Source organism: Mesorhizobium sp. Ca11, assembly GCF_020165275.1.
Taxonomy (GTDB): Bacteria; Pseudomonadota; Alphaproteobacteria; order Rhizobiales; family Rhizobiaceae; genus Mesorhizobium.
In genome coordinates this window covers 1-23,558 of sequence record NZ_JAIUHU010000017.1, presented here as the reverse complement: position 1 = coordinate 23,558, position 23,558 = coordinate 1, and the positions used below count along the sequence as shown (strand labels likewise).

At 62.6% G+C, this 23,558-nt stretch carries 20 protein-coding genes and 2 pseudogenes; 17 read left to right on the top strand and 5 right to left on the bottom strand.

Annotated elements, in window-relative coordinates:
• Positions 1–41: 41 nt before the first annotated feature.
• A pseudogene (locus LB538_RS24495) lies at positions 42–679 on the top strand (VOC family protein); the annotation flags it as partial.
• Positions 680–751: 72 nt separating this feature from the next.
• Here LB538_RS24495 and LB538_RS24490 read toward each other — a convergent pair.
• Positions 752–2,512, bottom strand: coding sequence for an MOSC and FAD-binding oxidoreductase domain-containing protein (locus tag LB538_RS24490; protein WP_224530509.1), 1,761 nt, complete (start codon positions 2,510–2,512; stop codon positions 752–754).
• 340 nt (positions 2,513–2,852) lie between these two features.
• On the opposite strand from LB538_RS24490, the gene LB538_RS24485 reads away from it, so the two are divergent.
• From LB538_RS24485 to LB538_RS24455, 7 genes are all read left to right on the top strand, one after another.
• Positions 2,853–3,779 carry a DUF4331 family protein gene (locus tag LB538_RS24485; RefSeq protein ID WP_411909055.1) on the top strand — a complete coding sequence of 309 codons (927 nt, stop codon included), beginning with the start codon at positions 2,853–2,855 and terminating at the stop codon, positions 3,777–3,779.
• 80 nt (positions 3,780–3,859) lie between these two features.
• Positions 3,860–4,441 carry a HupE/UreJ family protein gene (locus tag LB538_RS24480; protein ID WP_140502870.1) on the top strand — a complete coding sequence of 194 codons (582 nt, stop codon included), beginning with the start codon at positions 3,860–3,862 and terminating at the stop codon, positions 4,439–4,441.
• Positions 4,442–4,574: 133 nt separating this feature from the next.
• On the top strand, positions 4,575–5,285 hold the full coding sequence (locus tag LB538_RS24475; protein ID WP_224530512.1) for a sensor histidine kinase: 711 nt from the start codon (positions 4,575–4,577) through the stop codon (positions 5,283–5,285).
• 98 nt (positions 5,286–5,383) lie between these two features.
• Positions 5,384–6,448 carry a dicarboxylate transporter/tellurite-resistance protein TehA gene (locus LB538_RS24470; RefSeq protein WP_140502873.1) on the top strand — a complete coding sequence of 355 codons (1,065 nt, stop codon included), beginning with the start codon at positions 5,384–5,386 and terminating at the stop codon, positions 6,446–6,448.
• A gap of 215 nt (positions 6,449–6,663) precedes the next feature.
• The gene (locus LB538_RS24465) at positions 6,664–7,119 is read left to right on the top strand and encodes a VOC family protein (protein WP_224530513.1); all 456 of its coding nucleotides are present in this window, start codon (positions 6,664–6,666) and stop codon (positions 7,117–7,119) included.
• Between the two features lie 560 nt (positions 7,120–7,679).
• Positions 7,680–8,213 (top strand): hypothetical protein, encoded by a 534-nt coding sequence (locus tag LB538_RS24460; RefSeq protein ID WP_224530514.1) that lies wholly within the window; start codon positions 7,680–7,682, stop codon positions 8,211–8,213.
• 25 nt (positions 8,214–8,238) lie between these two features.
• Positions 8,239–8,568, top strand: a complete 330-nt coding sequence (locus LB538_RS24455; protein WP_224530515.1) for a hypothetical protein — start codon at positions 8,239–8,241, stop codon at positions 8,566–8,568.
• 90 nt (positions 8,569–8,658) lie between these two features.
• Here LB538_RS24455 and LB538_RS24450 read toward each other — a convergent pair.
• A pseudogene (locus LB538_RS24450) lies at positions 8,659–8,827 on the bottom strand (helix-turn-helix domain-containing protein).
• Between the two features lie 484 nt (positions 8,828–9,311).
• On the opposite strand from LB538_RS24450, the gene LB538_RS24445 reads away from it, so the two are divergent.
• The 3 genes from LB538_RS24445 to LB538_RS24435 all read left to right on the top strand — a co-directional run bounded on the left by LB538_RS24445 (position 9,312) and on the right by LB538_RS24435 (position 11,866).
• The gene (locus LB538_RS24445) at positions 9,312–9,749 is read left to right on the top strand and encodes a hypothetical protein (RefSeq protein ID WP_224530516.1); all 438 of its coding nucleotides are present in this window, start codon (positions 9,312–9,314) and stop codon (positions 9,747–9,749) included.
• Positions 9,750–9,917: 168 nt separating this feature from the next.
• Positions 9,918–10,193 carry a hypothetical protein gene (locus tag LB538_RS24440; protein ID WP_224530518.1) on the top strand — a complete coding sequence of 92 codons (276 nt, stop codon included), beginning with the start codon at positions 9,918–9,920 and terminating at the stop codon, positions 10,191–10,193.
• Positions 10,190–11,866 carry a recombinase family protein gene (locus LB538_RS24435; protein WP_224530523.1) on the top strand — a complete coding sequence of 559 codons (1,677 nt, stop codon included), beginning with the start codon at positions 10,190–10,192 and terminating at the stop codon, positions 11,864–11,866. The genes LB538_RS24440 and LB538_RS24435 overlap by 4 nt, the downstream gene beginning before the upstream one ends.
• A gap of 334 nt (positions 11,867–12,200) precedes the next feature.
• On the opposite strand, the gene LB538_RS24430 is transcribed toward LB538_RS24435, so the two are convergent.
• Positions 12,201–13,319, bottom strand: coding sequence for an NAD(P)/FAD-dependent oxidoreductase (locus LB538_RS24430; RefSeq protein ID WP_224551612.1), 1,119 nt, complete (start codon positions 13,317–13,319; stop codon positions 12,201–12,203).
• A 118-nt stretch (positions 13,320–13,437) separates the two neighbouring features.
• Here LB538_RS24430 and LB538_RS24425 point away from each other — a divergent pair, with 118 nt between their 5' ends.
• The 5 genes from LB538_RS24425 (at position 13,438) to LB538_RS24405 (ending at position 20,164) form a co-directional block, all read left to right on the top strand.
• Positions 13,438–14,343 (top strand): LysR family transcriptional regulator, encoded by a 906-nt coding sequence (locus tag LB538_RS24425; protein ID WP_224551614.1) that lies wholly within the window; start codon positions 13,438–13,440, stop codon positions 14,341–14,343.
• A gap of 89 nt (positions 14,344–14,432) precedes the next feature.
• Complete coding sequence (locus tag LB538_RS24420) at positions 14,433–16,511, top strand: hydantoinase/oxoprolinase family protein (protein ID WP_224685867.1); 2,079 nt, start codon at positions 14,433–14,435, stop codon at positions 16,509–16,511.
• 4 nt (positions 16,512–16,515) lie between these two features.
• The gene (locus tag LB538_RS24415) at positions 16,516–18,501 is read left to right on the top strand and encodes a hydantoinase B/oxoprolinase family protein (RefSeq protein WP_224551618.1); all 1,986 of its coding nucleotides are present in this window, start codon (positions 16,516–16,518) and stop codon (positions 18,499–18,501) included.
• Entirely contained in the window at positions 18,498–18,800 is a 303-nt protein-coding gene (locus LB538_RS24410) for a (2Fe-2S)-binding protein (RefSeq protein ID WP_224532832.1), read from the top strand. Before LB538_RS24415 ends, LB538_RS24410 begins: the two co-directional genes overlap by 4 nt.
• Entirely contained in the window at positions 18,797–20,164 is a 1,368-nt protein-coding gene (locus LB538_RS24405) for an NAD(P)/FAD-dependent oxidoreductase (protein WP_224532830.1), read from the top strand. Before LB538_RS24410 ends, LB538_RS24405 begins: the two co-directional genes overlap by 4 nt.
• A 26-nt stretch (positions 20,165–20,190) precedes the next feature.
• Here LB538_RS24405 and LB538_RS24400 read toward each other — a convergent pair whose 3' ends face one another.
• Entirely contained in the window at positions 20,191–21,516 is a 1,326-nt protein-coding gene (locus LB538_RS24400) for an NAD(P)/FAD-dependent oxidoreductase (protein ID WP_224543070.1), read from the bottom strand.
• A gap of 224 nt (positions 21,517–21,740) precedes the next feature.
• Between LB538_RS24400 and LB538_RS24395 the strand changes: the two genes are divergently transcribed.
• Complete coding sequence (locus LB538_RS24395; RefSeq protein WP_140541160.1) at positions 21,741–22,217, top strand: Lrp/AsnC family transcriptional regulator; 477 nt, start codon at positions 21,741–21,743, stop codon at positions 22,215–22,217.
• Positions 22,218–22,400: 183 nt separating this feature from the next.
• Here the strand turns inward: LB538_RS24395 and LB538_RS24390 are convergent.
• On the bottom strand, positions 22,401–23,558 hold a 1,158-nt coding region (locus LB538_RS24390), incomplete at its 5' end, for an ABC transporter ATP-binding protein (RefSeq protein WP_224532839.1).

Genomic DNA, 23,558 nt, shown 5'->3' with positions numbered 1-23,558 from the left:
CGAAGGCCCAACCCGAGGAGATTGACGTGAGTAATGATGCAATGAGCGTTGCAACTGCGACTGAAATTGCGAAAAGGGCCACCATCGAGATGAAGCTGGAGGCCATCGTCATCGGTGTCTCCGACGTCGATCGCTCCAAGAGCTTCTACAGCCGTCTGGGCTGGAGGCTCGATGCGGACTTTGTCGTCGGCAATGCATTCCGCGTTGTTCAATTCACCCCTCCGGGCTCAGCGTGCTGCGTGCACTTCGGCAAGGGCCTGACTTCGGCCGAGCCTGGGTCCGCGAAGGTAATTTACCTTGTCGTCCCCGACATCGAAGCGGCACGCGCTGAACTCGTGGCGCGTGGGGTCGACGCTAGCGAGGTGTATCATCGGGCCGGCCCAGGCCAGCCACCTATCGGCGGCCGAGATCCAGAGGCGCGCAGCTATTCGTCTTTTGCCACATTCGCCGATCCCGATGGCAATGGTGGCTGTTGCAGGAGATCACGCACCGATTGCCTGGTCGCGAGGACGCGCAGGACACGACATTCTTGAGTTTTCGGAGCTTGCCGCTGCGTTGCGGCGGGCGGCTTCGGCACATGTCGAGCATGAAAGGCGGACTGGCGGCCAGCGTGACGAACAACTGGCCCGACTGCTACGCGCAGTTCATGGTGGCGGAACAGACCGGTGGCCCGCTGCCGACGCAGTGGCCACGCGCGGAGATTTCCAATGCTGCGAGCGATAGCTCCGGTGTCGAAATTCCCCGGGGCAGATCAAAGGTCGAGAACGACGTCCCCATCGGGCTGCGAGCAGCAAATCAGCGCATTGGCCGTCGCCGGCGGGTCGATTGGCTCGGGGCTATAGGTGACGGTCCCAGTGACGAGTCCCGTCTCGCAAGCATGGCAGACGCCAGTTCGGCATGACCATCGCGTGGGCACGTCGCAGGCTTCGGCAAGTTCAAGTAAGCTCTGAAACCGTGATCCCCAGCGGACGCTCAAGCCACTCCGGGCAAAAGAAACACGGGGGCCCGCGTTGGGAGCTTCAACCAGCGGATGCGGCGATCGCGATGGATCGCTGGCTATCCCGGGCGTCGTCGAAGGACCTGGGCCAAACACTTCGGTATGGATTCTTGCAGGGGCGACGGCGCATGTGGCAAGACCGGCAGTCATGCCACTCATGAACACCGATGGTCCGCAGATGTAGAAGTCGGCATCTGGCGGCACACCCAGATCTTGGAGTGCGCGCACATCCAAGCGTCCGATAGCGTCGAAATCGACACCTAACCTGTCCTCGCGATCGGGCGAACTGTAGCGTATGTGGGAATGGCTGCGCGTCAAGGCCTCAAGCAGGTTTCGGGCCTCTTCGGCGAAAGGATGCTCGCGACCGCAATGGGCCCCATGGAACCACCAAACTTCTTGCGTCGACGCTCGGGCTGCCAATGCGTGAAGCATCGACATCATGGGCGTAACGCCTACTCCGGCGCTCAGCAGCACTATCGGGCGATCCTCGTCCCCGAGAATGAAATTGCCCCGTGGCGCGCTCACGTCCAGGAAATCTCCAACCTGGACGCTCTCGTCTATAAACGTGCTCGCCTCGCCATGCGGTTCCCGCTTTACGCTTACCCGATAGCACCGATCCCCGGGTGCACTCGACAAAGAGTAACTGCGCATAACAGCCGGCCCGTCGGCCGAAACCGCGAGGCGCAGCACGACGAATTGGCCGGGGATGGCGGCGTACAGATGAGAGTCATCCGTAGGCTCGAGGATCAATGAAACCACAGTCCCGCTTTCATGGACCTTGCGAGCCACCTTCAGCGGCCGGAACCCCGGCCATGCTGGTGTCCGTCCGGAGACAGGGTCCAGACCGGCATTTCCCGTCGTGGTTCCCTTCTCCCCTTGTGCGAGAAGTGCTCGGAAGGATCCTTGCCAACCAGGACTCAGCGCGGGAATGCGCAGTGCGCGCTCAAGCTGGCTCCGCGGATGGCTGGGCGTGTAAAGCAGCGCGTCCACCTCGGAGACCGTCATCGCCTCTGGGCCGACTTCCACCCGAGTGATTTCATCTCCCGCCTGAACCTGGCCTTCTTCCAGTACGCGCAGGTAAAAGCCAGGCCTGCCGTGCGCGACCAGCAGCGCGGCCATACGCGGCTCATTCATCCGGATGCCAACACGGTAACAGGTGACGCGCGGCTGCGTCACTTCCAACAGCGCGCTGCCGATGCGGTAGCGATCGCCAATGCAAACCTCACGATCCGGCAAGCCATCGACCGTGAAATTCTCGCCAAATTGCCCGTAAACGAAGTCGTTTCGACCTAGCTCGCTTTGCCAGAACCGATAAGAGTCGATTTGATAAACCAGCACGGCGCGTTGTTCGCCACCGTGCCCCGCGATATCTCCTTGCCCGTCGCCATCGATGTTGAGCCGACGCACCTGGCAGGGGCCCTCGACTGGCGCTTTCCAAACGGCGGTGTCGACGATTTTGCCTTGCCATGGAATGCCGCGCGGCAATCCCACATTGACCGATAGCAAGCGAGCCATGTTCCCTCTTCTTCGTCAGCGTCGCGGGCTGCACCGCTCGCCAACATTTCACCGAGGATGCCTTCACCACCAAAAGTACCATCGCGGGCCCGCCGATGCGACCGAGACCAAAGTATTGGAGATACCATCGTCCAATATATTCTGGCTCGTGGCGCTGCCACAGTTTGTTCTGCTGAAGTGACGGATGGGTGTTATCGTGGTCAGGATTTTGCAGATGGTAATCTCGTGTCAGGGATAAATGTATCTTTCGGCTTCCGCTTTGGTTCAAAATTCGGAGAACATGATAATGTCTCATCACTATTCAGGCCCTGACTTTGGCTTTCCTCGTGGAGACGCACGTTTGGACCTCACTGACATTTATGCTTTCCCCAAACCGGGAGACGCGAGCAAGTCGATCCTCATCATGAATGTGCATCCATCCTCGACGGTGATTGATCCACATTCCACAACCGTAGAGCCATTCGCCCCCGACGCGGTGTACGAGCTGAAGATCGACACAAACGGCGATGCGGTCGCCGATGTCGCGTATCGAATAAATTTTGCGTCCTTATCGGAAGGAAGGCAGATCGCCTCCATGCGTCGTGTGGAAGGCGCCTTGGCGGCTGGGGTCGACGACGGCGGGGAGGTCATCGTTATGGCGGCACCAGTCTCGACAGGAAGCGATGCCGAGGTGACGGAAGCAGGCGATTACCGTTTCTTCGCGGGTTGGCGAAGCGAACCGTTTTTCTTCGATACTCTCGGGGCCGTCGCCGATTTGCAGTTCACGGGGGCTGATTTCTTTGCCGACAAGGATATCTGCAGCATCGTGCTGGAAGTAGCCAATTCCGCGCTGGGTTCCAAGCCCATTGGTCTGTGGGCCCGCATTTTGGACAGACAGGGCGACCGTTGGATACAGGTTGAACGTGGTGCTCGACCCCAGCAGGCAGTGTTCCTGCCCGGCGAGCAGAGAGAGGACTATCTCTCTGCCGAGCCGGCAGACGACAACCAGTTCATCAAGACGTTCGCGCACACCCTTGAGCACTCGGGAGGATACCGGCCTGCTGAAGCAGAGCGCGTGGCAAGAACACTGCTTCCCGACATTCTCGTTTACGACCCGTCACGACCTGCGTCATTCCCGGAAAACGGCAGAAGCCTGACTGACGATGCCGCGGATTTCTTTATGGCCATTTTCACGAACGGCGGGGTTCCGGGGGATGGAGTGGGGCCGCACCGCGACCTGCTTGCCGAGTTCCCGTACCTGGGGTCGCCGCACAACCCGCACCTTTGAGGGTTGGAGATGTTCCCTGGGTGTTGTTCGGTCCACTACCCGGCCGAACGCCGCTCGTGTGCTTCACTGAGGAGACAGACATGCGATTGATCCTGATTTTGATAACTGTAACCCTCGCCTTGGCAACGCCAACCTTTGCCCACCCCGGCGTTGATTCCGTCGTTTCCTTTAACGCAGGGTTGGGTCATCCCCTCACGGGCCTCGATCACATCACGGCCATGGTGGCCGTCGGGATGTGGGCCGCCGCCAAGGGAAACCGTGCGCTGTGGGTGTGGCCGTTGACCTTCCTTGTGGTGATGCTGATTGGCGGCGCTCTTGGCCTGGCGCACATCACTGTGCCGTTGGTGGAGCCCGGCATCCTGGCTTCGGTGATCATCCTGGGGCTCATGGTGGCGTCGGCGGTAAATCCGCCGGTATGGATCGGAGCTGCCATCATTGCTCTTTTTGCGCTGCTGCATGGTCACGCCCATGGAACTGAGTTGCCTGAGACCGTGAATGGGGTTGAATTCGTTGCGGGATTTGCGTCTGCCACCGCGGTCTTGCAAGCAATCGGAATCGGATTGGCGCTCGCCTTGCAGCGCTCTGCGTCAGTTCCCCTCAGTCGCGCGAGCGGCGCGCTCTGCGTCGCGATCGGGGCGGGCCTGTACGCAGGAGTTCTTTGAAGCGGGGCCAAGCAAGAGCCGTGTCTGGCGTCAGATTCATTGCTGGATTGCAGCACAAGTGGCGCTGTGTGGCTGGGACTGACGCAAGAACTGTCGACCGGGCAAACGGAGGAATGGAATGTCAGGACCAGAGATGGATGATGACGTGTCTCTCAGCCCAGGCGTCGTTCCTGGGGGTCGCGTGCGTTCGCAGTTATCCACGGCGGGGGTGGTCCATGACCTCGGCAATCTCATCCAGGTGGCTTCCTCTGCGTTGAACCATCTGGCTCGCGAGCCCAGCATCTCAGCGGTTCCGGGAATTGATATTGTAATTGCCGGTGCCAGAACCGCGTTGGATCGAGCGGGCGGCCTTGTCAGGCAGACGATCAAGACGGCCCGGGAGATTCAGGGCAATGTCGAGCATGCGAACATAAGCGTGTGCCTGGTCGAGATCGAATCTCTTGTCCGAAGTGCTCGATATGAAAATGTTCGTTTTGAGTTTCGGGTAGATTCCAACCTCCCTTTGGTAAGGTGCGATCGGGCAGGCTTGCAGAACGCGGTCCTGAACCTTGTGTTCAACGCTCGTGACGCAATGCCTGACGGCGGTTTGATCTCAATCGACGCCTTTGCCCCGGAAAGCCTTCGTCAGGTCGCCATTCGCATTCGGGACAGCGGAATTGGAATGACCGGCGAGACAGTGGTCCGGGCATTTGATCCCTTCTTCACGACAAAGGGCGGTGGCTTTGGCGGTGTCGGCCTGCCGATGGTGAAACGTTTCGCCGAAGAGTCCGGAGGAAGCGTCCATATCGAGAGCGTACTCGGGATGGGCACAACCGTGACATTGCGATTGCCCGCAACAAGCTGACGAAGCACTGCGAGCGGTCCAATCGCGACTGCGGCCGGGCACCGGGTGTGCTGTGACAATCCCCTATCACCACGAGCCGGAAACCGTGAGGAGCAACAATGGAAAAGCCGTCCATATCTGAAGGCATCACACCACTGAGTGGGTTGGCGTTGGACGAAGCGGTGGCATCCGCGCACGAGGGGATGATCCCTCCGCCCATGGAAAAATCTCTGATAGCGCGGTTTCCCGCTTCGTTCTTTGCGATCGGCCTGGGGACAAGTTCCTTCGCTGGTTCGTGGCAGTTAGCGCATCAGCTCTGGGCGGCTCCGGAGGGGATTGTTGTGGCATTGGTGTTGCTTGCGGCGTGTCTGTGGGCAGTCCTTCTGACGCTCTACATTCTGAAGTTGTCGCTGGCTCCAATGGCGCTGCGAGCAGAGCTCGCCAATCCCGTTCAGAATTGCTTCCCTGGTCTGGCGGGCGTCGGCATGATGCTCACTGCAGTGAGCATGTTGCCCTACAGCAAGATTGGGGCAGTCGTGCTGCTTTCTACGGGAGGTGTGCTCGCAGCAAGCTACGGCATCTGGCGGACCCAAATGATCTGGCGGGGGACGATTTCGATGTCCGACGCGACCCCTGCCCTATATTTGCCGGTTGCCGCGGCCTCTTTTGTCCTGAGTATTGGCTTGTCGACATTTGGCTGGTTTGACTGGGCCGAGCTGGCGTTAGGGGCGGGACTCTTCTCATGGCTGGCGACCGAATCGCTATTGTTTGGCCGGCTCTATTTTGGTGAGCCGCTAGCCAGCCAGATCCGATCGACGATGGGTGTCCAACTGGCGCCGCCGGCGGTGTGCTCACTGGCCTACGCTGATTTGTCGGGTACCGCTGGAGACGTGTTCGTCCACTCCCTCGTGGGTTACGCGCTTCTGCAAGCAATTGTCGTTGGCGCCATTCTCTCACGGATCCTACGACGCTTCTCCGCCGGACTTTGGAGTGTCAGCTTCGGGGCCACAGCATTGGCAACGTCAATTGAAAAGCTGGCTGTTCGAGGCGACACGAATGTTGCGACGGTCCTTGCTCTGCCGGTTTTTGTTGGCGTCAACCTGCTTATCCTGTGGCTAACCGTCAGAACGATCATTTCGGCTATCTCCGGTTCTCTACTGCCTGTCGCCCAGGAGGAGAAATGATCCCGTGTGCAAATTCCGCCCTGCAATAGCGGCCACGTATAGCCGTGCTTCGTGGGTCTGAAGGGCCGCGACTTGGTAGGTGCTTCGGTCGGCACTGCGACGTTCCCTTGCCACGGGCTGCTCACAACTGCCGATTTGCAAAGGAGACGCCCGCGCAGGATCGGCAGCCAAGGAAGGTCGCGAAGATTTGAACCTTGTCTCAATGGGAGTCCCGGATGACCCAAGCAATCGTAGCGGATCAAATCTATGCAATGCCCCCGCAAAAGGGCTTTACCGTCGCGCATTTTTTGACAGTGGCCGACATCGGTCGTTCGGCGCGGTTTTACGAGAAGGTCTTCGGAGGCCGCATTCTGAGCCTGGGAGATAGCAGTGGTGCGCCCGGCTACATTCAGATCGCGAATACTTGGCTGATCGTAAACGTCGGGGGTGGGCCTACCCCCGACAAACCGTCCGTCATGCTTGATGTTCCCGGCGATCCCAATTTAGCCAGCAGCTTTCTGAACATTCGCGTTGCCGATATCCACGGCTGCCATGAACTATGGCAAGCCCGAGGTGCTGAATTCATTACCGAGCCGATGGAGAAGTACGGCGAGACGCGCTGCTACATTCGCGATCCAGACGGCTATATCATCGAAGTGGGTCAAAGTGAGCTAGGGGTCGTATTTGGTTAGCCAGGGAGGCGCAAGGCCAGACTGCACGACGAGGAGAGCAAGCATGCTGCCGAGTGGTTGGGTCAAAGCTTGTGACGAGCAGCCTATCGGTCCTGCGACTGATCTGCGGCCCGGGCGCTTCGATGGGAAATCGATGTCAAGTATCGGCGGCGTGGTTCTGATATTGGAGGAGCCAACGTCAAGAGCGTCATCGGCGAGACGTGGCCCGTACAGAACGCCGGCTGCCGCTTTTTCTCGCCTCCCGCGGCTCCCATGCCTAACTTTTTGAGCAGCGATGTCTGCTTACGGGCGGGGGCAAGCTGGCTCCAATGGCCGACATCAGGCGCAAAGCGGACGTTTTGAGCGTGTCATCAATTCTTGGAACCAGATCCCAGGCTGCCCATGGCCAGCGAATGGCTGCGCTCGCCAGAGCCCGCAGTAACGGCCTGCTTGGAGTGGGCAAATGACGGAGTATGAAGCGCGTTGCCCCGCCGCTTATGAGCGGGAGTGGGACGAATTGCTGATTACGCTGCTGCATAAAGCGCGGAAGCCGGTGCCGGAGCGCATACCGACTAGCTCACGTGTACCTGCTCGATCTGGTGGGCCGGTACAAGAGGGCCGCGGTTACGTACAGCAAACAGCAGTTCATCCTCGTCCGTGAGCCCGTTCATGAAGAGCTTGAAAATGTGAACCGCCACTTTCTCGCATCGTGGGCTGTCAGCCGGAATATGCCGCTCCTGGCTGATGGTCTTGTAGACGCGGGTGAGCATGTCGAGTTCGTCACTCGTGACGACTTGGCCGGGATACAACATAGCCTTTCCTCCTCGAAAGCTACGAAGCGCGAAGAGTGCGACAAGCGTGTGAATTCCGCAATCAATCATAATGTGATCGGGCGGCGCTGGGCGCGCGGTATTGCAGCGGCAAAGGAAGTGCTGGATCGCGCCCGAATAAAAGCCGTGGAAGCTGCAGAGGGCTCGTTTGCGGTCGAAGGGTGGCACGACATGGGCTTCCCACCGGATCGAAAACCGTCGGAGGAGGTATACTCCGCAGCCGAGTTTGGTGGGCGGCCAGCAATGCCGCGATCAAAGCGTGCTGCCAAGGGAATGGCCAGATGAAAAGCGCCTCGAGGAGGTTCACGGCTTGCAACTGCTGCACGATCCCGAAACGCAGCTTGTCGATCGGGTCACGGCTCTGGCTAAACTGCGCGCCATCATAAAAGCTGAAAACAGTAACAACGAGTTTCATGACATGAGGATCGGCGAACTGGCCTGCACGGCGACCGACGACATGGCTGATAGCGAACTGGCGAGAGAACTCGTGATGGCGGTGACCGTTGCATATACGCCCTTGGCTTGCGCTCAGTTCGCTCCCGATGAACCGATTTTGCCGAAGCGGCAAGCGGTGCTCGCCGCGATCGCCTCGAGCTCATTGCGGCCTATCGGAAACGTCCCCTTTTGGCAAACGCCATAAACCAATTGAACAACCAAAAGAGGCGCAAACCCGCCGCTCGCTCGCTACAGCACTGTTTACGGCGCGCTCGCGAGCGGCGTATGCGTGGGCCTATTCAGAATGACCGCTTTTCGCGTTGCGAATGAGTGCTTCCGGCTCCATTCCTAGCGCGTCGGCGATGCGCCCAAGAACCGTGCCTTGCCGAAACATCAGCGCGTTCAATGGCACCTATATAGCGGGCGGTCAGACCGGAGCGCTCTGCCAACTCCTCTTGAGTCATGTGCCGCCTAGCTTACCGGTTGTCTTAGAGCCTAGACCAGCTTCTACAAGTCGGCGGAAAGCCTCCGATCTGGTGGGAAGATCGGGCTGATTTCGGCGCCATTCGTCAACGCGGGCAAGCAAGTCGCTCGTAAGCCGCAGCTCGAAGCGCTCAGTTTTGTTATCAATAGCATCCGGCGTGTTTGACAATGAGTATGTCCGTAATGTACGGTATGTACGTAAATTGTGGTTTTCGATTTGCGGCCGAACAACGTGCACGAACACGTCGCTCGGCCTGACCACAACCCAAGCTGTTTGGAGCTCGGATCATGGTTGATTCCGACAATACCACGACTTTGCCTTTCGTCATCGGCCGCCAACGCGATGAGCTCGAGAGGCCGGAGTCCCAAGCCACAGACTCCGCTTTGGGACTATGGAGGGAGTGGCAACGAGCTCGATATGCCTCATTGCTGTTGTGTCGAATTCAGCAGCGGATGGAGGCGCGAATGCTCGCCAATACCGGAATTCAGGTATTGACCGCGGGCGAGCCGATGTCGTGGCAACTATCAGTGTCTACTACGGGTCTAGACTCTGAGCATCTCATAGCTTGCCAAGCCGAGGTCTTTGCGATGGCCGAAGCTCTGAAGCTTCAGGATTCAATCCCCGAAGTCGCGGCTACATCGCTCGTCGGCGTCATCGCCAAATTAGAAATAATCCTGGGTGCCGATCGGGATATTGGTGACCCAACCGACTTCCCGTGGCCGCACATAGCTTCCGTATTGCGTGACTTAAAGGCGATCGCGGGAGATTTGCCGGTTGGTCGCCGCAGCCGGGAAAAGACGCGGCGCGATGTTGCCAGGCATTGGGAGTCCGCAGTTAAGCTGGTCGCGGCGCTGAAAGAAGAAGAAGACGCGGAGTACTATGGCGATGCAGCGGTCCTGTGACTCGCCCGCTTACAATTGTCGCCTGCAACCCCGACCCTGACGATTAAGATGAACCCGCACGGCGCAAGTGATTGCACGCTGTTGCCCTACGACATGAACTTGGTGCTTTTCATCGCCGTCCAAAGGTCCCCGATGGCAGGTCGATCCACTATTGGGAGAGCGACCGGCATGTCGGAGGAAACCAGCACCGGGCCACAGGCTTTGCTTCCGGCGAACGACAACCGCGACCTCGTCAGCCCCGAGAGTCCCCCTGAAAACATGGCGGCGGCCAAGCTGGATCGTGTCGTGTTGGACATCGCCCGACTAATCGGCCGGCGGCTAGCGCGGGAGGCATTCGAGGCGGGGCAGGTGGCCAACGACAATCGGCCGGGCCGCCGAAAGGAAGAGGGCAGGGGGCTTGATGGCGACCGCCTTGGGAATAGGAGAGAGGATCCGCCGCCATGACTCGTGTCGCAGTCTATGCCCGCTATTCTTCCGATAGCCAGCGGGATGCCTCCATAGAGGACCAGTTGAGGCTGTGCCGCGAGCAGGCAGCGCGTGAGGGCTGGAGCGTGGCTGGAACCTATGAGGATGCGGCGATCTCAGGGGCCAGCACAGTGCTGCGGCCGGGCATCCAGCAATTGGTGCGCGATGCCCAGCGGGGCCGCTTCGAGGTGGTGCTGGCCGAAGCGCTCGATCGCATCAGCCGCGACCAGGCAGATGTAGCCACGCTCTTCAAGCATCTCAAATTCGCCGGCGTTGCCATCGTCACGTTGGCCGAGGGCGAGATCAGCGAATTGCATGTTGGCCTCAAGGGCACGATGAACGCCCTCTTCCTCAAGGACCTTGCCCTCAAGACCCATCGCGGCCTGCGGGGTAGGGTGGAGAAAGGCAAGGCCGGAGGCGGCCTGTGCTACGGCTACCGGGTGGTGAAGAAGCTGGATGGAACAGGCGAGCCCGTCCGTGGCGATCGCGAGGTCGTGCCGGAGGAAGCGGCCATCGTGCGCCGCATCTTCCGCGAATTCGCCGCAGGCAAGAGCCCGAAGGCAATCGCCGTCGACCTCAATAAGGAGAGCGTTCCAGGCCCGCTTGGCCGGCACTGGGGCGATACCAGCGTGCGCGGGCATGTCATCCGGGGCACCGGCGTCATCAACAACGAGCTCTACACCGGCGTGCTGGTTTGGAACCGCCTGCACTTCGTCAAGGATCCCGCCACCGGCAAGCGCGTGTCGCGGCCCAATCCGCCTGCCAAATGGATTCGCACCGAGGTGCCGCATCTCAGGATCGTCGAGGACGAATTGTGGCAGGCCGTTAAGGAGAGGCAGAAATCCATCGCCAGCCAGTTCGAGGCGGTGGCGATAGCCACGCGCAAGGCCCGGGCCAAGAAGCTGCACACGATGAAGCGGCCCGTCTCCCTCCTTTCCGGCCTGCTCACCTGCGGTTGCTGCGGCGGACGCTACGGCCTGTTCACGCGCGAGCGCTATGCCTGCCTCAATCATCAGCGCCGAGGCATCTGCGCCAACGGCCGCACCATCACCCGCGAGAAGATCGAACGGCGCGTCCTCGCAGGCCTGAAGGAAAGGCTCGTCTCGGCCGATGCCGTGGCCGAGGCGATCAGAGCCTATGCGCAGGAGACCAACCGCCTCAACCAGGAGCGTCGCGCGCAAGGCGAACAGGATCGCAAGGCACTCGACAAGATCGAGCGCGCCATCGCCGGCATCATGGCCGCGATCGAGGATGGCCTATACCAACCTTCGATGAAAGCAAGGATGGAAGACCTGGAGAGGCAGAAGGCGGAGATCACCGCGAGGCTGGCGGTGGCGCCCACTGACGTGCCGGACCTGCATCCCAACGTCGCCACTCTCTACCGCAAGCGGGTCGAGCAACTCACGCAAGCCCTCGCCGACCACGAGGACGGACGTCCAGCGTCCGAGGCACTGCGCTCGTTGATCGGAGAGATCGTCCTCACGCCCGGCGACAAGCGCGGCGAGGTTCATGCCGAGCTACGTGGCGAGTTGTTCGGCATCCTGGAACTCGCCAAACCCGACCAAAATCAAGAGTCTGACGGTGTTATGACAAAACGGGTTGCGGGTCCCCGCAACCAACCTACTTGCGATGCTATATGCTCTGCCTCGTGATGCGGCCGACGTCTTAATCCAAGTGCCTAAAATGAGGTTCGCCGGACCACACAAAATCATACGAAGGACATGAATTGGCGAACCACCCCGCAAGCTATTGATCTTCATTGGTAAAGGCCGTCCCTCAGCGACTAACAAGATCGTTATTCGCCAATGGGTTGCGAAGCAGTTCGCCAAAGTCGATTCAAGAAGCTGATCCAGCCACTCGACGACCTTATTATCTTCTCTGAATGGCAGCTTTGCGCTGATATCGGCCGCCGCGTAGGCTCTGGCGTTTCCCAAAAACGGTCATTGCTAGTGGCCTGGGGACGCCAATCGCAATCGATTCGCTTCGTCAGGCTGCGCGGGCGAAGCGGTCGATCCTGAAATCGTCGAGCGGCGTTTCGCAGCGGCCGGTCATCATAAGCTCGGCCATGGCGTCGCCCACGCCCGGGCCGAGCTGGAAGCCATGCCCGCAGAAACCGAAGGCATGGAACAAGCCCGGCGTCGTCATTGAGCGTCCCATGACCGGCAGCATGTCGCGCACATAGCCCTCGCAGCCCGACCATGTGCGAATGACCGCGACCCGCGCGATCGCCGGCAACAGCCGCGCGACTGCGTGCAATTGCACCGGAAGGCGCATGGGATCGGCGGTTGCGTAACCGGGATCGAGGTTCACCGCTACCCGCTCGGCCGCGCCGCCGAAGACGATGTTGCCGCGTTCGACCTGACGCAGATAGGCGCCATGATCCTTGTCGCGCGTCCAGATGCCGACCACCGGCAGGATTCGGTGCGGCAGCGGCTCGGTCACGCCCATCTGCGGGCCGCGAGCGTCGAGTGGGACCTCTTCGCCGAACCGCGCGGCGATGCCTGCGCCCCAAGCGCCCGCGGCGTTGAGCAGGCATTCGGCGGCAAATGAACCTTTGGAGGTGGCGACAAGAAAACCGGAGTCAGTCCGCTCGAGCTTTTCGACCAGGGCTCCCTCGATGATTTCCGCGCCCAGCTTACGGGCGGCTTCGGCGAAGGCCGGCGCGATCAGCCGCGGATTGCCGCTGCCATCCTGCGGCGAGAACGAGGCCGCGATCGCGTCGGGACCGAGGCCGGGAAAACGCGCGCGAATCTCGCGCGAGCCAAGTTCTTCCAGCTCGAGCCCCCAAGGCCGCGCTGCCTCGGCATAGGCCTGCATGTCGGCGAGACCGCCTTCATCGAAGATCAGCCGGATATGGCCGGTGGCGCGGAATTCCACGTCTTGGCCAAGCATCTTTTCGGCCTCACCCCATAGGCTGAGCGAGCGATGGGCCAGCGGAAGCTGAGTGAGATGACGCCCCGTACGCCGGATGTTGCCGAAAGAGGCGACCGTCGCCCCGGTGCCGACCTGGTTGCGCTCGATCAGCGTCACGCGCGCGCCGCGCCTGGCGAGAAAATAGGCCGAAGCCGTCCCCATCAGTCCGCCGCCCAGCACGATCACATCCATAGTCATTCCTTAGCGAAGAGCAGCTGATCCTTGGATGCATCCATCTTGTCGGCGCCGCGGCATTGCGTCAAAGATGGGTTTGGACGGAAGTCATAAGCTCGACCTATGGAGTTGGGATTTGCGGGCCCGGCAGCTCGAAGTGTTCATCGCCGTCATGCGCGCAAGCACCGTGACCGCCGCGGCGCGGATGCTGAACATCTCGCAGCCCGCGCTCAGCCAGATACTGCTTCATACCGAGGACGAGCTTGGCTTCACCCTGTTCGAACGGGTCAAAGGCCGGCTGCGGCCGACGCCTGAGGCGCTCGAGATCTTCGCCGATGCCGAGCGGCTGTCGGCGGGACTGGACGGTTTGCGCCGCAAGACTACCGACCTGCGTCTCGGGCGGACCGGGCTGGTGCGGGTCGCGGCTTCGCCACCGCCGGCCATGGCGATATTGCCGCGCGCCTTCACCGCATTCCGGACGCAGCATCCGGACATTTTGCTGCGTTCCCATAGCGCCCCGATCGCCGCGATCGTCGACATGCTGCGCGCCGGCGATGCCAGCCTCGGCGTAGCCATGGACGACCGGCTGCCTCCCGATATCGAGGCGGAGATGATCGGCAGCGTCGGCTTCGCCTGCCTGCTGCCTGCCGGGCATTCACTGCAGAAGAAAACGGAGCTGACGCTCGCCGACCTGGCCGGGGAGGAGCTGATATCCTATCGCGGCAATACCCGCCCCGCTGACGAACTGGCCCACGCTGCCCGCGCGCAAGGCGTGGCGCTTTCACCATCGCTAGAGATCGACGTCTCTATTTCCGCGATCGGTTTCGTCCAGGCCGGCCTGGGTATCGGCCTGGTCGACGCGCTGCTGCCCTGGCACCAGTTCGCCGGCCTTGCTGTCAGGCCATTGGCGGCCGGACCGGAATTTCCGATCGCGCTGCTCACGTCGCGTGCCCGGGCCCTGTCGCGCGCCGACGAGATGATGCGCGACGAAATCCGTACGGCCTGTTCCGCCGTTCTCGGTGAGCATCGCGCCAAGGCATAAGCAGGACTTATATCCTTCCCCCTCATCCATCTTGGACGTTGATCGTCCGCTCGTGCGAGTTTTGGTCGGCAGACAGGAAGGGACGCATCATGGACGGTGCCATCGCGGCGGACGAGGCGCAGAACGAAGCCGACTGGAAGGTCGGCGTCGATATCGGCGGAACGTTCATTGACTTCTGCGCGCTGGAGACCCGTTCCGGCCGGGTCGCCTCGCTGAAGGTGCTGACGACGCCGGACCATCCGGGCGCCGAGCTGATGGCGGGGCTCGCCCTCCTGGCGGAACGTGAAGGCTTCGATCCCATCCATATGACGCGCTTCGTGCACGGCACGACCGTCGGCATCAATACCATCATCCAGCGCAAGGGCGCCCCGCTCGCGCTGTTCACCAATGCCGGCTTCGAGGACGTGATCGAGCTCGCGCGGCTGCGAATGCCGGACATGTATTCGCTGTTCTGCGCGCGGCCGGACCCGCTGATCTCGCGCGACATGGTGTTCGGCATTCCGGCCCGCATGCGTGCCGATGGCAGTGAAACTCAGGCACCCGACATCGCCGTCGTCGAACGGGCGGTTGCGGCTGCGAAAGCAGGCGGAGCGCAAGGGATTATTGTGTCCTTCCTCCATGCCTGGCGCAACGCCGCGCAGGAAGCCTCGGTCAAGGCCGCGATCGCCCGCCTGGCACCGGACGTCTTCGTCTTCACCTCTGCCGAAGTGTGGCCGGTCATCCGCGAGTATGAACGCAGCTCGACTGCCATTCTCAATGGCTATGTCCATCCGCGCGTCTCGGGCTATCTGACAGCGCTGGAAGAGCGGCTGAGGAGCTGCGGTGTGCCGGCGCGCCCGATGCTGACGAAATCGAATGGTGGGCTGATGAACGCCGCCGAAGGCAAGCGCGCATGCGTGAACATGCTTTTGTCGGGAACGGCTTCCGGCGTCATCGGCGCCTCGTGGCTGGCGCGTCAAGCCGGCGAAGACAAGATCCTTACCCTCGACATCGGTGGGACGTCGGCCGACTTCGCGCTGATCATAGACGGCGAGGCGCAGTTCGGCACCGGCGAGCTAATCGGCGAATTCCCGCTCCACATTCCATCCGTGTCGGTGAGCTCGATCGGCGTCGGCGGCGGCTCGATCGCCAGCGTCGATGCGCAAGGCGTGCTGCGAGTCGGGCCGGAATCGGCTGGCTCGGCACCGGGACCGGCATGCTACGGCCGCGGCGGCGAACGGGCGACGGTGACTGACGCCATGGTGGTGTGCGGATGGCTCGGCCACAGCGAGATGGCCTATGGCCAGCTCCGGATCGATACTGGATTGGCGCATCGCGCGGTCGGCGAGCTTGCCGCCCGGCTCGGCCGCACGATCGAGCAGACCGCGCAGGCAATCCTCGATATCGCGGTGTCGGAAATGTTCGTCGAGGTCGAGAAACTCGCCTCGCGCGCTGGTGTCGACCTGAGCGATTTCACGCTGATGCCATTCGGCGGCGGCGGCCCGATGCTCGGCGCCTTCCTCGCCCGCGAACTCGGCATGAAACGGGTGATGGCGCCGCGCCGCCCCGGCGTGGTCTCGGCACTCGGCGGGTTGGTGGCGGATCTGCGCGGCGATTTTATCCGCACGATCTTCAGCCCGCTGTCCGCAGCGTCGCTTCCCGCCATCCGCGAGGCCTTCGAAGCGCTTGCGGGTGAGGGGCGTCATTGGCTCGCAGAGCAGGGGCATGACGCGGCCGCGGAACTCAACCTCTTCTGCGACATGCGCTATGTCGGGCAGAGCTATGAGATCGAAGTCGTCCTTTCGCCGCAATGGCTGGCGGATGGCGATATGGCCGCCATCGTACGGGCTTTTCACCTCACCCATCAGCAGCTCTACGATTTTCACGATCCGGACGGCGATATTGAGCTGGTGAACATCCGGCTGTCCGCCATAGGCGCAGGGCCGAAGCTTTCCTTCCCGCAAACCGATGAGGTCGACGCCCCAGCCAATCCGGCGCGCCGGCTCCCGGTCTATACGGGCCTCGGCGTCGAGACCGTCGACCTTCACGACCGCCAGACCCTCATGCCTGGCAGCACGTTCCATGGGCCTGCCGTGGTCGTTCAGGAAGACACCACATTTGCGATCCCCGCGGGAGCGCAGGCACGGGTCGACCGCCATCTAAACCTTCTGCTGACCTTCCCGGAGTGACGCCATGTTTGACCGGACAAACCTGCAGGTTCTGGCGAACCATGCCCGCGCGGCGGCCGAGAATATGGCCCACACGCTGCACCGCACCGCGCACTCCGCCTTCGTCAAGGAGACGCAGGATTTCACCGTGATGCTGATGAACCGGTCGGGTGCGACCTTCGCTGTGCCGATGGAACTCGGCGCGACCTGGTATCCGGGGCTTTCTTATCACCGCGCCATTGCGATGGTCGGCGATTACCGGCCGGGCGATGTTGCGTTCACCAACGATCCCTATTCCGGCCACGTCGCCACGCATGCGCCCGACACGCATCTGTGGAAGCCGGTCTTCGTCGACGGCGAGATCGTCGCCTGGACCGGCGGGCACATCCACAACACCGACATGGGCGGGGCGGTGCCGGCCTCGCTCAGCCGGGCGCTGACCGAAATCCATCAGGAAGGCATCCGCTTCCCGCCGATGAAGCTGGTGCGGGAGGGCGTCTTCGACGAGACCATCCTGCGGATCATGAGCACCAATGTGCGCAAGCCCGACCTCAACATCGGCGACATCAAGGCACTGGTCGGCGCGCTCAACACCGGCGAGCGCAAGATCCAGGCGATGGTGCGGAAGTTCGGCAAGGCCGGCTTCGTCGAAGGCGTTTCCGCGCTTCTCGACCAGGCGGAGGCGCAGGCGCGGGACGTGCTGCGCGCCATGCCCGACGGCACATGGGAATTCGCCGACTATGCCGACGAGGATTCGGTCGAAGCCAATCCCTGCCGGCTGAAGCTGAGGCTGACGATCAAGGGCGACGAGGCGGTGCTCGACTTCACCGGCTCCGACCCGCAGCTCGGCTCATCTCTCAACGTACCCTCGGGCGGCGACCCGCGTCACACCATGCTGCTGGTGGGCGTCTATTACGTGCTCTATACGCTCAACCCGAAGCTCCTGCTCAACACGGGTCTCACGCGGCCCTTCACCTGCATCACGCCGCAGGGTTCGGTGCTGAACCCGGTCCATCCCGCGGCCGTCGGCATGCGCTCGCTCACCTGCGCCCGGCTGCGCTCTGTCATTTTCGGCGCCTTCTCGCAGGCGGTGCCGGAGCGCCTGCCCGCGGCGCCGGCCGGCAACAATTGCATCGTCAACGTCATGACCGTCGATGAGCGCACCAGCCGGACCGTCATCGCGGCGGTGAACCCGGTGGTGGGCGGCGGCGGGGCGATGCCGCATCGCGACGGCACGAACGGCTCGGGGGCGGATGCCGCCTATCTCAAGAACACGCCGATCGAGATCACCGAGACCGAGACGCCGGTCGAATTCGTCAGATATGGCCTCGCCAAGGACAGCGGCGGCGCCGGGCGCTGGCGCGGCGGGCTGGCAACAGAAATGGCCTTCCGTGTCTTCGCCCCCGATTCCAGGATCACTGCGCGCAACCGCGACCGCAGCTTCTTCCGACCCTGGGGCGTGCTGGGCGGCAAGGCGGCCGGTCTCTCGGACATGGTCGTCAATCCAGGGACCGAGCACGAGCGGCGGCTGGGCAACATCGACACGGCGGTATTGCAGCCCGGTGACGTGCTGGAAATCCGCTCGGCCGGGGGCGGTGGGCGCGGCGATCCCTATCAGCGCGAGCCGTGGAAGGTCGCGCAGGACGTGCGGCGCGGCTATGTATCGGCGGCTGCGGCCGAGCGCGACTACGGTGTCGTCCTGCGCGCTGGCGAGGTCGACGAGGAGGCGACGGAGCAGCAGCGCGCGCGGCGCAAGCCCCCTGTCGGCCATTTCCATTTCGGCCCCGAGCGCGACGGCTACGAAGCGCAGTGGACACCGGCGGCCTATGACCGCCTCCAGGCCTTCCTGGACGCCTTGCCGATCCACTGGCGATTCTTCGCCAAGACCGAGATCTTCCGCCGCATGAAGGGACGCTCCGGGCCGGAAGGCGTTCAGGCGGCCTTCGATGCGGTCTGCGAGCGGTTCCCCGAACTGCCGCGTCCTCGTCCGATACGGGAGGCTGCGGAATGATCACGGGCGGCCGCATCGTCCGGCTGGCGGAGCGGGACCGGGCAGAGGTGCATTTCCTTCTCGACAATGAGAGGCGCGGCGCGCTCGCGGGCGACACCGTGCTGACCGCCATGCTGGCGTCAGGACACGCCTTGCGGAATTCCGAGTTCGGATCGGAGCCACGCGCAGGCTTCTGCCTTATGGGTGCCTGCCAGGATTGCTGGGTCTGGCAAGAGGAGGGACCGCGCCTGCGCGCGTGCACAACCCTGATAGCCGAGGGTATGCGACTGCGCACGACGCCGTCGGAGAAGTGGCCGTGAGCGATGTTGCCTCGCCGCGCATCGTGATCGTGGGTGCCGGCCCTGCCGGTATCAGGGCTGCGGCGACGCTAGTCGATGCTGGCTTCCATCCGATTGTGATCGACGAGGGGCAGCGCGCAGGCGGCCAGATCTATCGCCGCCCGCCAGCCGGGTTTACCCGCACGCCGCAGCAGCTCTATGGATCGGAGGCGGCCAAGGCCCGCGCCCTGCATTCGCTTTTCGACCGGCTGGTCGAAGAGCGGCGGCTCACCCATCGCGCAAGCAGTTCGGTCATCGCCGCGCATCAGGGGATGCTGCACGTATTGGCAGAGCACGGCGTGCAGATGATCGGCTATGACCGCCTGATCCTGGCCACCGGCGCGTCCGACCGTATCGCTCCCGTTCCGGGCTGGCAGAACGCTGGCGTCTACAGCCTGGGTGCTGCGCAGATCGCGCTCAAGGCGCAGGGCGTGGCGCTCGGGCGACGGATCGTCCTTATGGGATCCGGGCCTTTGCTGACCCTGGTTGGGGCCCAACTCGTCAAGGCTGGCGCGGATGTGGTGGCGGTGCTCGACACCTCCCCCTGGCGCCAGCAACTGCGAGGCCTGTGGGATCTTGCCGCTCGGCCAGCCGTCGCGTTGCGCGGTTTGGTTATGCGGGCGCGGCTTGGTGGCCGCTACCATGCGGGCGTGACGCTCGAACGGATCGAGGCCAACGGGTCGGGGGTGGTGGCGGTGCGCTGGCGCGACGCTGGCGAAAGGCAGCACCTCACGTCATGCGACATGGTGGGCATGGGCTGGCACTTACGGGCCGAGACGCATCTCGCCGATCTGGCGGGATGCACCTTCGCCTATGACGAACAGTGGCGGCAATGGCTGCCGAAGGCCGACCAGGTGGGGCGGGCCGGCAACGGCGTTTATCTTGCAGGCGACGGGGTTCGCCTGCTCGGGGCTGATGGGGCCGAGATCGCGGGGCGCCTCGCGGCGGCAGCCTGCCTTGCCGATCTGGGACATCCGATGCCTTCCGTCGGCGCCGAGCTGCTCAAGCTTAAGCGGCTCAAGCGCTTTGCACGCGGCCTGGCCATCGCCTTTCCGTGGCCGGAGGCGATGGCCCGGGCACTCCCCGGCGATGCGATCGTCTGCCGCTGCGAGAACGTGACCGCAGGAAGCATACGTGAGAGCGTGGAGCGTGGCGGCGGCGACGCCAACAGGGTGAAATCGCTTTCGCGCGTCGGCATGGGGCGCTGCCAAGGGCGCTACTGCCAATTGGCCGCCGTCGAACTCGTCGCGGCGAAGGCTGGTTGCAACCCCGGCGCCGTCGGCCGGTTTCGCGGACAGGCGCCTGTGCGGCCCGCGCCTGTCGGCGCTTTTCTCCAGGAGGGCTGATGCGAGTGCGAAAGTCGTGGCGAGCCTTAGAAATCGGCGACCTTACCCCAGGACGAAGCATCGAAGCGCCGCGGATCGTAGGATTTCGGGTCGACAATCGGCTCCGAGCCGGTGACGAGATCGGCCACCAGGTGTCCGGCGCCGGATCCTATGCCGAAGCCGTGTCCCGAAAATCCGGCAGCCAGGAAGAAACCTGGAACGGCATCAATCTCGCCGATCGCGGGCACGCCGTCCGGCGTGCTGTCGATATAGCCGGCCCAGGCCGCGCTGATCCTTGTCTGGCGCAGCGCCGGCAACAGCTCGAGCGCGCGGGCGTGGGTCAGGCGGATGGTCGCCCGGTCCGGGACCGGATCGAGAATGCGCATGCGCTCCATCGGCGTCGGTTGGTCGAGCCGCCAAAGCTTGAGCGTTTCGTGCCCAGAACGAACACCCTGCAGGCCGCCGGGCGCAAGGCTGCGCCACCGCTTCAGGAACATCGGCACGAAGTGCGACGAGAAGCGCAGCTGCTGCGGCGTCACGTCGACGCGGCCGCGTCCGCTGATTGCGAGTGTGTAGCCGCCATTGCCACGATGCGTGACGGAAATCTTTGCCGTGTGCAGCGCGTCCGGCAGGCCTTCGGCGCCGGGCGAGACGGAGAGGATCGAAGAGCGGATCGACGCCTGCGGAAAGCGGAAGCCGAATTGCCGGCAAAAGGAGGACGCCCAGGCGCCGCCAGCCAGGACCGCCACCTTGGTCCGGATCGTTCCGTTTTCCGTGACAACGGCGCTCAGGCGTCCACCCTCGGTTTCGATACCGCGCGCGGCGCAATTTTGCAGCACCGTGCCGCCCAGCTTCAGGATGGCGCGGGCGACCGCTGGCGCGGCTCGCGATGGATCAGCGGTGCCGTCGCTCGGCGAGAAGACGCCGCCCTTCCATGGTCGGCCTGTTGCGCGGCCCCGCTCACTGGCCTCGGCGCCGTCGAGCATAAGCGTGGTGACGCCGGCCGTTCTGGCGAAGTCGCGCCAGCGCGCCCACCTGGCCAGTTCCGCCTCGTCATTGCTGAGGTAGAGCAGGCCGCAGCGGCGAAAGCCGGTGTCCTCCCCGCTGTCCGCCACGAAACGCTCCCACAGATCGAGGCTGCGTGTCGCCATCGGCAGTTCACGGGCGTCACGGTTCTGCTGGCGGCACCAGCCCCAGTTGCGGCAGGACTGCTCGGCGCCGATGCGCCCCTTTTCGACGAGCACGACCTTCATGCCGCGCCGCGCCAGGTAATAGGCCGCAAAGACGCCGACGATGCCGCCGCCGATGACCACCGCGTCCGCGGATTGCGGCAGTTCGCGCGAAGTCTGAATTTGCTGCAGCGGTGCGCGCATGATTATCTCCGCCATGGGGCTTCAATCTACCGCGCTGCGCAGGCAGGCGCTGCTGCAGTTGAGAGCGAGGCAGAATTTTATTCCGGCAATCCGGTTGAATTCGGAAGCCGATGCGCTTCAAAGCGGTGTCCGATCCGATGGACAGGCCGTTGGGCTGTGCTAGTGTCGCTGGGTATTGGCAGCACGGCATTTTGTGCTGTGGCATGCGTTCCGTGGAGACGGCCATGAAGCTGGATCGGATCGACATCAAGATCCTGCACGAACTGCAGAAGAACGGCCGCATCACCAATGTCGAACTGGCCGAGCTGGTGCATCTGTCGCCGAGCCCATGCCTGATGCGGGTGAAAAAGCTCCAGTCGGAAGGCTACATCGAGGGCTATTCCGCACAGGTCAATATCGGCAAGCTCGGCCAGACGCTGACGGTGTTCACTGAGATCACATTGAAGAACCACCGCCAGGTCGACTTCGCCCGCTTTCTCGCCGTGGTGGAGAAGATCGACCAGGTCATAGAATGCCACCTTGTCTCAGGCGGCTACGACTATCTGATGAAATTCATGACCGCCGGCATCAGCGAGTATCAGACGATCATGGAACGGCTGACCGACATGGACATCGGCATCGACAAGTATTTCAGTTTCGTGGTGCTGAAGTCGCCGATCGTCAAGGCGCACATGCCGCTGCCCAGCCTGTTTCCGATGTAGGCTCCGCGCTTCGTCGCTCTACGCGTTCGTTTCAAGCATTCCGGATGCAAAAAGCGTTGCAGGCTTCCAACATCAGGATGACGTTTGGTTGAATCGCCATCCTGATCTGATCTAACTTTTTATTGGAGCATGATCTTCTCCGAACCGGTTCCACCTTTCGGGATCATGCTCTAGAATTTGCTCTTAGCGGTGGCCGTACTGACTGACCAGCTCGGGGTCTCGGACGAGCCCGTCGAGCCAGGTCGGATCGAGCTTCGGCACGGAGGAGAACAGAAGCTTCGAATAGGGGTGGGTGGGCGCCTTCAGCTTGTCGGGCGTGATCTGCTCCACCCGCTCGCCATTGTACATCACCATGATCTCGTCGCAGATTGCCTCGACGACGGAGAGGTCGTGGCTGATGAAGATATAGGAAAGGCCAAGCTCGCGCTGCAGCTCCTTGAGCAGTTCGATCACCGCCGCTGCCACGACCGTGTCGAGCGCCGAGGTGATTTCATCGCAGATGATGAGCTTGGGTCCGGCCGCCAAGGCACGCGCAAAGTTCACCCGCTGCTTCTGGCCGCCCGAAAGTTCCGACGGACGACGATAGCGCAGTGCTCTCGGTAGGCGGACCATGTCGAGCAGTTCGTCGACGCGCTTCGAGCGCGCCTGCCGGTTCAGCCGGTGATAGAAGGCCAGCGGGCGGGAGATGATGTCCTCCACCGGCTTGGCCGGATTGAGCGCGGTATCGGCATACTGGAAAACGATCTGCATCTCGCGCAACTGGTCCTGGCTGCGTTTGCTTGCGGCGCGCTCCAGTTGCTTGCCTTCGAAGACGATGTCGCCGGCCGCCGCCGGATGGATGCCGGCGATGACGCGCGCGAGCGTCGATTTTCCGCAGCCGGATTCTCCGATGACGCCGAGATTGCGCCCTTTCTCGACGACCAGGCTGACGGTATCGACGGCCCGGATAAGCGGCAGTCCATCGTCCCGCAAAGCGCCATAGCCGGCCGTCACATTGTCGATGCGCAGCAACGGCTTCGCGCCGGCATCTGCGTCCGCATGCGCTTGCCGCGGCTTCGGCTCGAAGGCAGCCAGCAGTTCACGCGTGTAAGGATGCTGCGCGGCCGAAAGAATCTGAGGCGTGCTGCCGGTCTCCTGCACTTCGCCGCCCTTCAGCACCACGATGTGGTCGGCGATCTGGGCGACGACGGCGAGATCGTGGGAAACATACACGCCTGCTATCCCGCCAGCCCGCATCACCGACTTGAACGCCTTCAGCACGTCGATCTGCGTCGTCACATCGAGGGCCGTCGTCGGCTCGTCGAAGATGACCAGCTTGGGATCGCCGATAAGCGCCATGGC

Excerpts from the sequence above, each read along its gene's own strand:
- LB538_RS24490 (WP_224530509.1), bottom strand. The coding sequence starts at position 2,512 with ATGGCTCGCTTGCTATCGGTCAATGTGGGATTGCCGCGCGGCATTCCA.
- LB538_RS24480 (WP_140502870.1), top strand. The coding sequence starts at position 3,860 with ATGCGATTGATCCTGATTTTGATAACTGTAACCCTCGCCTTGGCAACG.
- LB538_RS24475 (WP_224530512.1), top strand. The coding sequence starts at position 4,575 with ATGGATGATGACGTGTCTCTCAGCCCAGGCGTCGTTCCTGGGGGTCGC.
- LB538_RS24470 (WP_140502873.1), top strand. The coding sequence starts at position 5,384 with ATGGAAAAGCCGTCCATATCTGAAGGCATCACACCACTGAGTGGGTTG.
- LB538_RS24465 (WP_224530513.1), top strand. The coding sequence starts at position 6,664 with ATGACCCAAGCAATCGTAGCGGATCAAATCTATGCAATGCCCCCGCAA.
- LB538_RS24445 (WP_224530516.1), top strand. The coding sequence starts at position 9,312 with ATGCTCGCCAATACCGGAATTCAGGTATTGACCGCGGGCGAGCCGATG.
- LB538_RS24440 (WP_224530518.1), top strand. The coding sequence starts at position 9,918 with ATGTCGGAGGAAACCAGCACCGGGCCACAGGCTTTGCTTCCGGCGAAC.
- LB538_RS24435 (WP_224530523.1), top strand. The coding sequence starts at position 10,190 with ATGACTCGTGTCGCAGTCTATGCCCGCTATTCTTCCGATAGCCAGCGG.
- LB538_RS24430 (WP_224551612.1), bottom strand. The coding sequence starts at position 13,319 with ATGGATGTGATCGTGCTGGGCGGCGGACTGATGGGGACGGCTTCGGCC.
- LB538_RS24420 (WP_224685867.1), top strand. The coding sequence starts at position 14,433 with ATGGACGGTGCCATCGCGGCGGACGAGGCGCAGAACGAAGCCGACTGG.
- LB538_RS24415 (WP_224551618.1), top strand. The coding sequence starts at position 16,516 with ATGTTTGACCGGACAAACCTGCAGGTTCTGGCGAACCATGCCCGCGCG.
- LB538_RS24410 (WP_224532832.1), top strand. The coding sequence starts at position 18,498 with ATGATCACGGGCGGCCGCATCGTCCGGCTGGCGGAGCGGGACCGGGCA.
- LB538_RS24400 (WP_224543070.1), bottom strand. The coding sequence starts at position 21,516 with ATGCGCGCACCGCTGCAGCAAATTCAGACTTCGCGCGAACTGCCGCAA.
- LB538_RS24395 (WP_140541160.1), top strand. The coding sequence starts at position 21,741 with ATGAAGCTGGATCGGATCGACATCAAGATCCTGCACGAACTGCAGAAG.